At 66.3% G+C, this 13,122-nt stretch carries 8 protein-coding genes and 1 pseudogene; 1 reads left to right on the top strand and 8 read right to left on the bottom strand.

The genetic code is table 11. From position 1 onward, the window contains the following. Positions 1–313: 313 nt before the first annotated feature. Positions 314–1,213: pseudogene (locus GON09_RS26735) on the top strand (AMP-binding protein); the annotation flags it as partial. Positions 1,214–1,654: 441 nt separating this feature from the next. On the opposite strand, the gene GON09_RS26730 reads toward GON09_RS26735, so the two are convergent. The 8 genes from GON09_RS26730 to GON09_RS26695 all read right to left on the bottom strand — a co-directional run bounded on the left by GON09_RS26730 (position 1,655) and on the right by GON09_RS26695 (position 12,853). Continuing rightward, positions 1,655–3,646, bottom strand: coding sequence for a cutinase family protein (locus GON09_RS26730; protein ID WP_213934985.1), 1,992 nt, complete (start codon positions 3,644–3,646; stop codon positions 1,655–1,657). Positions 3,647–4,026: 380 nt separating this feature from the next. Then, on the bottom strand, positions 4,027–5,331 hold the full coding sequence (locus tag GON09_RS26725; RefSeq protein WP_213934984.1) for an LLM class flavin-dependent oxidoreductase: 1,305 nt from the start codon (positions 5,329–5,331) through the stop codon (positions 4,027–4,029). A 3-nt stretch (positions 5,332–5,334) separates the two neighbouring features. Then, entirely contained in the window at positions 5,335–6,597 is a 1,263-nt protein-coding gene (locus GON09_RS26720) for an acyl-CoA dehydrogenase family protein (protein ID WP_374195411.1), read from the bottom strand. A gap of 50 nt (positions 6,598–6,647) precedes the next feature. Next, positions 6,648–7,676: a hypothetical protein gene (locus GON09_RS26715; protein ID WP_213934982.1), complete on the bottom strand. Its 1,029-nt coding sequence runs from the start codon at positions 7,674–7,676 to the stop codon at positions 6,648–6,650. After that, positions 7,673–9,436, bottom strand: a complete 1,764-nt coding sequence (nikE, locus tag GON09_RS26710; RefSeq protein WP_213934981.1) for a nickel ABC transporter ATP-binding protein NikE — start codon at positions 9,434–9,436, stop codon at positions 7,673–7,675. The genes GON09_RS26715 and nikE overlap by 4 nt, the downstream gene beginning before the upstream one ends. Further along, positions 9,433–10,314 (bottom strand): ABC transporter permease, encoded by an 882-nt coding sequence (locus GON09_RS26705; protein ID WP_213934980.1) that lies wholly within the window; start codon positions 10,312–10,314, stop codon positions 9,433–9,435. Before GON09_RS26705 ends, nikE begins: the two co-directional genes overlap by 4 nt. Next, complete coding sequence (locus GON09_RS26700; protein ID WP_213934979.1) at positions 10,314–11,267, bottom strand: ABC transporter permease; 954 nt, start codon at positions 11,265–11,267, stop codon at positions 10,314–10,316. The genes GON09_RS26705 and GON09_RS26700 overlap by 1 nt, the downstream gene beginning before the upstream one ends. After that, positions 11,267–12,853, bottom strand: a complete 1,587-nt coding sequence (locus tag GON09_RS26695; RefSeq protein ID WP_213934978.1) for an ABC transporter substrate-binding protein — start codon at positions 12,851–12,853, stop codon at positions 11,267–11,269. Before GON09_RS26695 ends, GON09_RS26700 begins: the two co-directional genes overlap by 1 nt. Positions 12,854–13,122 lie beyond the last annotated feature (269 nt).

Raw genomic sequence — 13,122 nt, 5'->3', positions numbered from 1 at the left:
TCCCCGGACAGGTGAGCTATTCCCTGAGCGGGTCGAGTGACGACCCCGATGACGCCCCTCGATCGTCGGGGTCGTCTTCGCAGATCCACAGCGAGATGGGTGTCCGATCCGATCGGGTCGCTGCGTTCGTTCTGCTTTCGCAGACTGGAAGGTCAGCGGTGCTGACCGGCAGGGGTTCGTCATCTACCCCGGGGTGGGAGCACCGCCGCTGTTCGGCCGCCACCAACGGTGTACACGAGCACCTCGAACTGTCCGAGTCGCACGAGAGGAGCCATCTGAACCATCACCACCCGCGTCAGTCAGGAGCTTTGCGATTTACCCCGGCACCCACGCCGAGAAGAACCCCGACAAACCCGCCGTCATCATGGCCGAGTCGGGCGAGACCTTGACGTACCTGCAGTTGGAGCAGGGATCGGCGCGCCTTGCGCGGTACCTGGCTTCGAGAGGTCTCCGCCACGGAGATCACATCGCGCTCCTGACCGACAATCAGCCCAAAGCATTCGAAGTGTACTGGGCCGCCCTGCGCTCGGGTCTTTACATCACCGCGGTCAACAGCCATTTATCTCGCGACGAAATCAGTTACATACTGACTGATTCGGGTGCACGCGCGCTCATAGCGGCCGCGCACCTCGGCGATGTCGTCGCCGACCTCGGCGCCAGCACCCCTGATATCGAGATCCGATTGAGTTCCGGCGGCCGCGTCGACGGCTTCCTGTCCTACGAAGACGAGGTGGCGGAGGTTTCGCCGAGGCCACTGGAGATACAACCCAGGGGCGCGGACATGCTCTATTCGTCAGGCACCACCGGCCGACCGAAGGGAATAAAGCCCGACCTACCCAATCGGGAAGTCCATGAGCCGGGAGACACGTATGTTGAACTGTTCGGACCAGCATATGATTTCGGACCCGAGACGGTGTATCTCTCGCCTGCACCAATCTATCATGCCGCTCCCCTTCGATTCGGGGGCGTCGTTCACGCCTTGGGCGGAACGGTGGTAATGATGGAGCGTTTCGATGCAGCGCGGGCACTGTCTGTCATCGAGCGATAACGCGTCACGCACAGCCAGTGGGTGCCAACAATGTTGGCTCGGATGTTGAAACTCGATCAGCACTCTCGAGAGAGTGCAGACCTGGGAAGTCTCAAGGTGGCGATCCACGCTGCCGCACCATGTCCGACGGAACTCAAGCGTGCCATGATCGAGTGGTGGGGGCCCGACCACCGACGACGTCTCCGCCAGGTCCGCGATCCAGTCGGAGAGATGCGCGCCGACGTGGACCTGGACCTGCTGTGTGAGTAGATCTCCGAACTCGAGATGACCTACATCAGCTCGCTCGGCGCCGATGCGGGGTCGCTCGACCACCTGCGGACGAAGCTCCTCGCATTCGTCGTCCCCTCCCTGCTAGCTCGCACATAAGGCTGCCCCCTCACAGTCGCGCGCGTAGCCGATCTCGGTCGACTTCCCTACTGCTCACAGCAACTGGTCGATTACCGATGTGAAACAAGCTCTCGTTGTGGGGACACGCGAACACCGCCATACCCTTCTCCCCGCGGTAGCGTTTGCGGACCTTCTTCGCATCCCCGCGCGTGAGATATCCGCGGTGTTCGCAACTCCCCCACCAGATCCAACGGCCGGACGGGTTATGAGCACGGGGAGTCATATGGTACGTCCGATCTGCAGTTCGAGCCAATCCGACAGCCACTGAACAGCACTGCGACCGGCATTGTCGACAACGAGTTCGTTGTAGTTGGTGTGAGCGTCTGACATGAGGAAGCTCGCCGCGCTGAGCCCGTCACCGACCAGCAACGCCAGATCCTCCACTCCCGAGGATTGGGCGAGCGCAACCAGCGAATCGGACAGCTGCGGTAGGTCCGGTCCCGCAGCGGCCCCGGCCGCGGTGTTCGTCGACGCGACGTCGCCGTGTTCTCCCAACAGTTCGGGTGCGGTCTTGGTGGCCCTACCGGAGAGCATGTCGACCGCCACCGACGCGAGATCCAGCCCGACCGGCAGCAGCCCGGTCATCGCCGCCCCAGCTCCCACCGGATCAGGCGCGATACCAGGAGGCGGCAGCAACTTTTCGACCGCGGTCCAGGCGATCTCCTGGATCCGACCGACGAGATCGGCCAGCCTGAACACGTCGACGTTCGACAGAATCGACGCAACCATCGCCGTGACCTGCGCGGCACCGGAGGGGTCCGGGATGACCGCGAGAACCTGCGAGACCCAACGCAAGTCGACTGCAGCGGCCATCGTCACCAACGGTGAGAACTGGTTGTTCAACTCACCCGCGATCTGGTGGGCGCCGCGGGCGTCGAGTGCCGCGACCTTCTGTGGCAACACCGTCAGGTTGTGCAGGATGCCGGGCATGTCCAACGACGCCACGCCAGTTGCGACAGTGAGGACTTGGTCGACCATCACTGTCGGTTTGAGCACCGACAGCACACTGTCGGCCGATCGGAGCACGTCGGGAGGTGTAGATGCCAGCGGCGCGATCTGTCCGGTCAACGCGTTCACGTTCGCAGCGAGCGTCTGCACCTGTGAAGCACGGGTCGGCGGGCTCACCGACTCGCCTCTGGCGAGCGTATCCGCCGCATCGGCGATCTCGACCGCGGCGTCGACGGCGCCTGCGAGATCGGATTCTCCCGCCCGGGTCAGGACGTCGGCCGCCGCGTGTTCGGCCGACCCGTCCGGGGCAGCACCGAGTTGCCCGTTCGTCGCCCGATTCGCCGCACCGGAGTCGACAAGGTCGGTCAGCGGGGCAAGGGTCTGCGCGATCGAACGTGCTGTGGACGCGACCTGTCCGAGGTCGACATTCGGTGCGGTGAACTGCTGCCCAAGTTCGGTTACGGCGGCGGCCAAGGTCGGCAGCTCCGCGCTGGAAAAATCAGAGGTCACAGCGGCGCTCAACTGCGTGTTGCCAGCAGCGGTCCCGTCGGTGTCGCCAGTCCCGGGACTGCTGCTGAGGATCGAGCCGAGTGAGCCGAGCAGCGGGTTCGACTTCTTCTCGATCGAGCAGTACAGATCGCCGGGGTCGCAGATCGACGCCACTCGTCCTGCCAGGGCGCCCATCCCCTCAGGTCGGGGATCGGCGATGCCTTGTCCCGAGGTACGCGGTCCGACTGTCGCCGTACCCTGTGTGCCGGCTCCGGGGTCCGCCAGTAACCCGACCGCAAGCACACGACTCGCCTCGATCGGTCCCTTGCCGTTGCCGATATCGGAGGCGATGTCCCCCGCGGCGTCAGCACCCTGGGAGTAGCCGACGATTGTGAATGTCGTATCGGGACAGGACTTCGCGACGTCCGCAAGCACTCGTGTGGCCCTAGCTACCGCGTCGGCTTTGCTGTCGGCGTAGGTGCGTCCGTTGTCGAACGCACGCGCCATGTACGGCAGCGTGTGCACCTCGACCCCGTCGCCGTAAGCGTTCTTCAGCGCATCCGCAACAGGGGCAAGGATGCCTACCGGCTGACTCGGGTCAGCGCTTTCGTCGGTTTCCCACGTCCCAGGAATGAACAGACTGAACGTGGGGGCACAGTCGGTGGGTGCAGCCTGCGCAATCGCCGGTACGACGGACAAAGTGCCACCTCCGGCAATGGTCGTAGCAGCGATCAGCATGACCGTGCGGCAGCACCTCGGACGTCGGACAGGCATCGGCACCTCTGATAACCGGATGGAAGCGTACGTGGCTACGTTCACCTAGTGCCGCGTTCTCGCCAAGGCGGTGAACCGCTGTTTCGATGAAATATCTACCGGTTGATCAGCACAAACACTTGTTTCGGATACGTGCGGCACGAGCGCAGACGAGTACGACGATGCCCACCCATGCCGGTCGTAGGTTCCGGCCTGCTGGTTCAGTTCCGCTTCACCGCTCGATAGTCGAAGAGATCAAGTCACGGTTCGGCAGTGGAGTGAGGCGCCGCGTCCGTGTCCAGGCCCGTGGCGATCCCACCACAGCCGCCACGGTCCATGTCAGGGCCGACCGATCCGGTGCTGGTGCGGACGGACCGCTCCGGCCGCGCCAGCGGGGGTGCTCAGCCCACCGCGTGCAGGGCCTCGTCGCGACTCGGCTCCGCCGCCCGGAAGTGGTCGCGCAGCGTCGACGTCTCGTACTCGTGCCGGTACAGGCCGCGCGCGCGGAGCAGCGGGACCACCTCGTCGGCGATGACTTCGAGGCCCTCGACGAGGATGTCGGGTTGCAGGTTGAAACCGTCGCAGGCACCGGCGAGATACCACTGCTCGATCCGGTCGACGAGCTGCTCGGGTGTTCCGACGAATCCGCCGTGCCCGGAACCGGAGTAGCGGGTCTGACGCAGGTACTCGCGCACCGTGGGGCGCGTCTGACGGATCTGTTCGAGGATCGACTCGCGGAAACCGATGCTGCCCTGGAAGGTTTCGGATATCGGGCCGTTGATTACCTCGTCGGGGAACGGCTCGTCCAGCTCCAAGGTGGTGACGTCCACCCCGATCGCGTGCGTGAGCCACGCGGCCGAGTACCAGGAGGGGCTGGTGTCGTACAGCTCGTCGACGCGGCGGTGAGCTTCCTCCTCGGTGGAACCGAGAGTGAGCAGCAGACCGGGCATGATCTTCACCTCGCCCGGCCGGCGTCCGTGTCCGGCCGCGGCCGACTTCACCAGCCGGTAGTGGTCTCGGGCGGTCTCCTGGGTGATTTCCGCGGTGAACACGCCGTCCGCATACCGGGCGGCGATGTCGCGGCCGGCGGGTGACCCGCCCGCCTGGAAGAGCACCGGGCGTCCCTGCGGTGAGGTGGGGGCGACGAAATCGCCGTCGTAGTCGAAGTGTGAACCGTGGAAGTGCACCGTCTCACCGGTCTCCGCCGCGGTCCACAGCTGCCGGGTGAGATCGGCGAATTCGGCGGCCCGTTCGTACCGTTCGGCGCGTGCCACGATGTTCGGCAGACCGAAATTCGCGGCCGAGCGGTTGTCGCGGGTGGTCACCAGATTCCACCCGGCACGACCCCCGGAGATGTGGTCGAGGGTGAGGATGCGGCTCGCCAGTTCCACCGGATCGTTGAAGGTCGTCGACGCGGTGGCGAGGAGACCGACCCGTTCGGTGGCCCGTGCGACGTGCGCCCACAGCACTGTCGGGTCGAGGCGGATCGGGTTCGCGTCGTAGGCCGGATCTCCCAGGTTCAGCGCGTCGGCGAGGAAGACGGCGTCGAGCGTCGCGCGTTCGGCGAGTCGGCCGATCCGCTCCCAGTAGGCGCGTTCGGTGAAGTCGCGGGCGCCCAGCAGCGGGGAACGCCACGCGGATGGGATGTATCCGTAGACGAGGACGTTCACGCCCAGGAGCACATGACCTTCACGTCGGTTGCCCATCGTCTAGACCCCCTGTCCCTGCGGATGCGCATACGGATTCGAGCCACCGACCGGCACGGTCCCGTTGACGTAGTAGTCGCCGAGGACACGTTCCTTGAACACGCGCGGGTTGTGTGAGGACAGCGTCCGGGCGTTGCGCCAGTGCCGGTCGAGTGCCGACGAGACCGCGGTCGCCGAGGCGCCCAGGGCATCGAAGATCGTTGCCGTGATCTCGAGAACGGAGTCGACGATGACGGACTGGGCCTCGTGGGTGCGGACGGTGGCGTCCACCAGTGCCGACTTCTCTCGCTCGGCGTCGCCGCGAGCGTGTGCGCGGGCGACGACGTCGAGGGTCGCGCTCTGTTTCTCCAGGGCGGCCTCTGCCTGGAAAAGTCGCGTGGCGATGCGTCCGATCTGCTGCTGCAGGAGCGGATCTTGCGGCGGTACCTCGTTCACGCCGAGCGGGTAGTTGCGGGTGCGGCGTCGCAGGCCGTCGGAGCCGTCGCGGAAGGCCGCGCGGCCGATGCCGACGAGCACCGACAGCAGCGCCGTCTGGTAGAAGAGTCCTTGATACGCGAATCGCTGCTCGGCCGGGAAGGTTCCGTGCTCGTCGACGACCGCGTCCTGGTAGCGGGCCGATCCGCTGGCAGTGGTCTGCTGCCCGAAGCCCTCCCAGTCGTCGAGCAGGGTGACGCCGGGCTGCTCCCGCGCCACGAGAGCCGTGACGAGCTCGTCGTTCTCGTTACGACCGATGACGTCGAGCCAGTCGGCGTAGAGGCTTCCGGTGGCGTAGTACTTGTTGCCGGTAATGCGAGTGACGCCCTCGGACGTGGTGATGCGGGTGCCGATCTCACCGAACTTCGTGTTGCTTGCTTCGGTCCATCCCCCGCCGACGAACTGCCCCTGGCGGAAACGCTCCAGCCAGATCTCCGTCGACGGATGGTCGGGCGAATTGAGCCGGTCCTCCACGAACGCGAGGTGGTTGCGGAAGATGTGGGCGACGTTCGGGTCCGCCTCGCCGAGTTCGGCGAGCAGCAGGAAGACCTGCTGGAGGGTGGCGCCGTCGCCGCCGAGTTCGCGCGGGATGCGCAGCCGTGAGAATCCGGCGTCGATCAGCCGGCGGACCTGCTCGTAGGGGAACTCGCGTGTCCGTTCGCGCTGCAGATTCCCTTCGGCGATCCGGGCGAAGACGGGCCGGTAGGTCGCGGCGAGGGTGTCGAACTCCGCGAAGGGGCCTGCGAGGAGCGTGCGGATGTCGGGGGAAGTGGGGGCGACCATTGTGTTCACTTTCTCGATAGGTCGAATATGACGGCGTCTGTGAGACGCGGGCGTCGAGTTCAGCGGTAGACGCTTGTCGTAGGTGCGGCGAAGGCCGGGGCGGCGGATTCGAGCAGAGGAGGTGGTGCGCCGAGTTCGAGGAGGACGCGGAGGGTGCTCTCCGGGTCGGCCGGGGCTGCCTTCCCGGATGCACCGGACACCGCGCGGGCCCTGTCGAGTAGGCGAGCCGGATCGTCGGGTGCGGACTCCGCCGAGCGCAGCAGCACACCGTCTGCGCCCGCGTCGAGCGCCGCGGTGACGGCGGTATCGGTGCCATTGGCATCTGCTCCGACCGGAACCTCGATCAGCACAGGGATATTCGGCGAGCCGCGTTCGATCCGAATCCGACTCATGGCATCCACGGGATCGGTAACGCCACCGAGCACGACGAGATCGGCGACCGCCGGGATCTCGGCGAGCAGATCGTCGTCGTCGGCGTACCACGCGAGGACCGGTGCGCCCTGCACCGACGCGGGTGCACTCAGCGGTCCGGCGATGTCGACGACACCGTGGTGGTCGACCCGCCTGATCCGGTCGGACTGCACGAGGATGCCGGATTCCTTGTCGGCGACGATGGAGTCGAGCGGCCAGCTCTGCCACAACCGCGCGATGGCCAGCGCCGCGTCGGCGGCGGTGACGGCGCCCAGCTCGGCGCTGCCGTGCCAGGCAGTCTCGCCGTGGCCGCGCGGATCGCACGCGCCGAACAGCAGCCCGGTGCGCCCGTGGGTGAGGTGGTCGAGCGAGAGCACACGGCGCGCCAGATTGTAGGGCAGGTCGTGGTGCGCCGCGCCGGTGACGGCGAGCGGCGGACCGCCCGCGCCGGCCAGGGCGGTCGCCGCGAGGGACGGATCGATGTCGGTGGGACGGGGGCTCCTGCGTCCCATCTCGGACTGCGGGTTGCGGGCGATGCGGTCGATGCCGACTACCCCGAAGGTGGCGCCGGTGGCGGCCCAGCGCTCGGAGAGCGCCGCGTCGTCGAGGATGCGCAGCGTTTCCTCTCCGGTGAGGCCGACTGCGACGATCGGCCGGCGGGCCGGATGTGATGTCATGGCTTGTCGAGTACCTTTCCTGAGCCGAGATCGGCGCGCAGCAGGTTGTGGACCTCTGGCGCCCTGTCGGTGTCGTAGAGATCTTGGGTGGGGACCGTGTCGACGAGGCATCCTCGCGACATCACCCCGATGCGGTCGCACATCCACTCGACGAGGCCCAGTCCGTGCCCGATGAACACGCACGTGAGATCGAGTCGCTCCCGCAGATCGAGAACGAGGTCGACGACCCCGGCCTGCGTGGACACGTCGAGGGCGGAGGTCGGTTCGTCGAGGATCAGCAGATCCGGTGACAGGGCCAGTGCCCGCGCCAGGCAGACCCTCTGAGCCTGGCCTCCGGAGAGCGAATGCGGATAGCGGTCGGCGAATGCGGTCGGCAGACCGACGAGTTCGAGGGCCTCTGCCACCGCGTCCGGCACTCCGCTCTTGTCGGGCACGGTCCCGAAACGTCGTAGCGGGCGGGCGATCTGCTCGCCTACTCGCACGGCGGGGTTGAGTGAGCCGACGGGGTCCTGGAAGACGTACTGCAGGCGCGGGCGGGCGGCGCGGAGCGTGTCACGGTCGGTATCCGAGAGCGGATTCCCTTGGAAGTGTACGGTCCCGGAGGTCACGTCCAGCAGGCCTCCCATGAGCCGAGCCAGCGTGGACTTGCCCGAGCCGGATGCACCGATCAGCCCGTAGATCTCGCCGGGCTGCACCTCGAGCGACACGTCGTCGACGGCGACGAACTCCGAACGGCGTGTGCCGGTGCCCCAGCCACCGATCGTGAAACTGCGCGTGACGTTCTCGAGTTTCAGCACCGGGGAGATCGGATCCGATTTCACCGCAACGGGTTCCGTCACCGCCTGGGTGACCGCACCGCCCGACAACGAGCGGGCACCGCGCCAGTGCGGCAGGCTGCGCCGCTTCCCCAGGCGGGGAACGGCGGCGAGCAGTTGCTTCGTGTAGGAATCGCGGGGCGAGGACAGGACCTCGTCGCGTGTTCCGGACTCCACGACGGCACCGTTGCGCAGCACCACCACCGAATCGGCGAGGTGCTCCACCACGTCGAAGTCGTGGGTGATGAGCAGCAGGGACGCGCCGGTGGAGGAGGCCACGTCGCGGAGCAGGTCGAGCACCTGCCGCTGCACGATCGTGTCGAGTGCGGTGGTCGGCTCGTCGGCGACGAGGAGGGCGGGTTCGGCCAGACCGGCCAGCGCGAGCACGACGCGCTGCCGCATCCCGCCGCTGAGCTCGTGCGGATAGGAGTTCAGCACCCGCTCCGGATCGTCGAAGCCGACCCGGCGCAACCACTCGGCGGCAAGTTCCCGTCGCTCGGCGCGGCGGCGGCGTGGACGGTGCCGCACGAGCACCTCGTCGAGTTGACTGCCGACCCGGAAGGAGGGATCGAGCGAACTCAGCGGATTCTGGAAGACCATCCCGATGCCGGAGCCTCGGAAGGTGTCGAGCCGCTTCTCGCTCAGTCCCGCGAGGTCGACGACCTCGCCGGACTTGCTCCGGAACAGGATCGATCCGCCGGCGAGGTGCGCCCCCGGCGGCAGCAGGCCGAGCAGCGCGGAGGCCGTGAGGCTCTTGCCCGAGCCGGACTCCCCGACGAGGGCGAGGACCTGTCCCGGCGCGATGTCGAACGACACGTCGCGGACGGTCGGCTCGTCGTGCGGGTCGCCGTGGAAGGCGATGCGCAGGTCGGTGACCGAGAGGATCCGCTCGGACGTATTCGGGCCGGGCACGTCCAGGAGGCCGGTGTCATGGAGTGTGCTCATCGCCGGACTCCTCGCCGTGATCGGGGATCGAAGACGTCGTTGAGTCCGTCGCCGAGCCAGTTGAAAGCCAGCGCGACGAGCAGGACCGTCAGGCCGGGGATCAGCGCGACGTAGAGGTGACCGGAAATGACCACCTTGGCGCCCGACGCGATCATCTGGCCCCAGTCCGGCGCGGGCGGCTGGACGCCGATGCCCACGGCGCTGAGGCTGGCGGAGAACACGACCATCGCTCCCACGAGGCTCGTCGCGTAGACGATGATCGGACCGACGACGTTGGGCAGGACCTCCCGCACCGTCAACGACCAGCGTCCCGCTCCGAGCGAGACCGCGGCTTCGACGTATTCGCGTCCGCGTTGTTGTTTGACTTCCGCGAACACCACGCGCGTGATGTAGGGGACGACGGCGAAGCCGATCGCGAAGACCACGACACCGGCGCCGGGACTGAGCAGCGCCGCGAGCGCGATCGCCACGAGGATGACCGGGAAGGCGAACAGCACGTCCACCACCCGCATGATCAGGCCGGACAGGCGCGGACCGGCGAAGCCGGCGGCCAGCGCTGCGGACGATCCGAGGACGGTTGCCGCGGCGACAGCCACGACGGCGAGCAACAGTGAGGTGCGGCCTCCCCACAGGAGCCTGCTGAGCAGATCTCGACCGAGTTCGTCGGTACCGAGCAGATGGCCGGAACTGCCCGGCGGGAGGAATTTGGCCGTGGGGTCGGTGAGCATCGGATCGTAGGGGGCCAGCAGCGGCGCGAGCAGCGAGCACACCGCCACCACCGCGATGACGGCGAGGCCGGCGATCAGCTGGGCGCGGTGGCGGCCATAGCCGGACGAGGATCGCGTCCTGGCGACCACGTCATCGAGAAGTGTTGCCATCAGGCACCTCTCATACGTGGATTGAGACCGTCGACGACGACGTCGGTGACGAGGTTGACGACGAGATAACACAGGGCGACCAGCACGATGCCGCCCTGGATCACCGGATAGTCCTTGCCGTTGACCGCATTCACCAGCTGGGTCCCGATGCCGGGCCAGTTGAAGACGATCTCGACGAAGAACACACCGGTGATCAGCGTGCCGATCTCGAGGCCTGTGATGTTGACGATGCTCGGCAAGATGTTCCGGAAGACGTTTCGGCCGTAGAGGGTCCGCGGGCTGATGCCTTGAGAGCGGAAGGTGCGGAACCAGTCGGAGGAGCGTTCACGGATCACTCCGACGCGCACGAAGCGCGCCAGCACGAGCATCGAGATCAGGGCCGCCGACACCGCCGGAAGGACGAGATGCTGGAGGAGGTCACCGACACCACCGCCCCCGCGGGATTCCATGCCTCCCACCGGCAGCCACTTCAGCTGTAGGGCGAACACGCTGATCAGGACGAGGCCGAACCAGTAGACGGACAGGTTGCTGCCGATCTGCACGACCAGCATCACCAGCCGGTCGATCCACGTGTTGTGGAAGACGCCGGCTACGAACCCGATGGCGGTACCGAACACGAGGCAGACGACCACCCCAGCGGCCGTGAGGATGAGCGTGTTGACGAAGTTGGGTACGAGGATGTCGAACACCGGGGTCCCGAGCGTGAGAGACAGTCCGCCACCGTCGGCGAACAGATTCTTCACCCACACGAAGTACTGCTCCCACAACGGCCGATCGAGTCCGTAGGTGGCACGGATTTCATCGAGTTGTTCGGGGGTGAATCTCGACGCGAACTGCGCCTCGACGGGATCTCCCGGTGTGAGTGCACCCAACAAGAACGCCAGCACCGAGACGATCACCAGGATCGGGACGATGTTGAGCGCCCGGACGCCGAGTCGCCGCAGGTGGTTCATCACTGGTCCGCGAGCCAGACGTCGGTCAGGTCGTACCAGTTGGTGGATGCGAAATCGAATCCTTCGACATTCGGTCCTGTGGCGTAGTACCGGTTCAGATTCACAGCCGGGATTACGAGTGCCTTCGTGCGCAATTGCTCCTCGGCAGCCTGCCACAGCGCGATGCGCTGGTCGGGGTCCGCTGTGTAGAGCGCGGTCTCGATCGATTGCGTGACTTCGGCGTACTGCTCGGGATTCAGGCCGCGGTTCTTCAGGCCGTTGTACCCGTTGTACAGCCATTCGGCGTTCGTCTCACCGAATTCGTCGATGTTCAGGCCGTCTCCGGGCTGCGGGTTGTAGACGCGAGCGGAGTAGTTGACGCGGTCGAGGCTCACGACTTCGGTCTCCACGCCGATCTGCTTCAAATGCGCCTGCAGCCACTGTCCGACGTTCTCGTTCGCGACGTCGACCACGAGGTTGAAGCGCAGTTCGCCCGGGCCGTAACCGGCTTCGGCGAGCAGCTGCCGTGCCCGCTCCGGGTCGTATTCGAAGTCGACGACGTCGTCGCGGTACGCCTCGTTGCCCGGGGGCAGGAAGGAGTACTGCGGGCTGGCGTAACCGTTGTAGACCTCGTCGGCGAGTGCCTGCCGGTCCAGACCGTGGATGAGGGCTTCACGGACACGGTCGTCGTCGAAGACGGGGTTGCGCCGGTTGAAGGAGAAGTAGATCAGTTCCGCGCCGGTACCTTCGGGCACGTCGATGCCTGCGTTCTCGAGCGTCTCGACGTCGTCGGGCTGCACGTAACTGATCAGGTCCACCTCGCCGTTCAGTAAGGAGGCGACACGGGTCTGGTTGTTCGGGATGATGCGGAAGGTGAGTGTGTCCAGATGCGGCTGCTCGCCCCAGTAGCCGTCGTTGCGTTCGAGTTCGATCCGGTCACCGATCGCACGCGAGACGAAGCGATATGGTCCGGTGCCCTCCGGATGCTCGGCGAAGCCGTCGTTGCCGTAGGTCTCCCACACGACCGGATTGCCGATGGGCAGGGTGTACATCGACTGGGCAAGGATTCGCGGGAACCCCAGGAACGGGCGATCGAATTCGAAGGTGTACGTGTGATCGCCGGTGGGAGTGGCGTTGGTGAGATTGCCGAACCAGACCTTCACCCGGCCGGCGCTCTCCTCGTCGAAGAACTCGTAGGACCTATCCCACACGCGCCGGACGTTTTTGTGCAGCGCCTGCGCGTCGAAGGGCGTGCCGTCGTGGAAGGTGACGCCTTCTCGTAGTTGGAAGGTCCAGGTCCGTCCGTCTTCGCTGTGCTCCCAACCGGTGGCCAGCACGGGGACGAGGTCGGGGGTGCCCTCGGTGGTCGTCAGGTCCTCCCCGACGAGCGGTTCGAAGATGTTGCGGGAGACGCGGTAGGTCTCCCAGAACACCTGTCGGTGCGGGTCCAGTCCACGCGGCTCGAGGTACAGCCCTGTGACGAATTCACCGCCGTCGACGGGGCCGGTTCCCGCGTCGGCGGTCGCCCCGCCGGACGCGCATCCCCCGAGGAGCAAGACCGCCGCCAACCCTGCCGACGCGACCGCGAGACGGTTTCTTTTCCGCACTGATCCACACTTTCGTTAGAACGCACAAGTATTCGGTGGTCGAACTTAACGGCGTTCATCGAGCGGGTCATCGTATGGAATCACCATGATCGGAAAGCTTCACAGGAGGCGGCGAAGAGTCGGCCCAACCGGACGTGAAATCACTGCAGCGCATCATCGTTGCCTCGGCAGGGGCGCATCGGCACTGCGGTGCGGTCGGTGCAGTTCTGCAGTTGGCCGACTCTCAGCGGCGATCTTCCGAATGGAGCCGGCAGCACGTGGCAAGGATT

Source organism: Rhodococcus sp. B50 (assembly GCF_013602415.1).
In the GTDB taxonomy this organism is placed as follows: Bacteria; Actinomycetota; Actinomycetes; order Mycobacteriales; family Mycobacteriaceae; genus Rhodococcus.
This window is presented reverse-complemented; position numbering and strand designations above follow the sequence as displayed.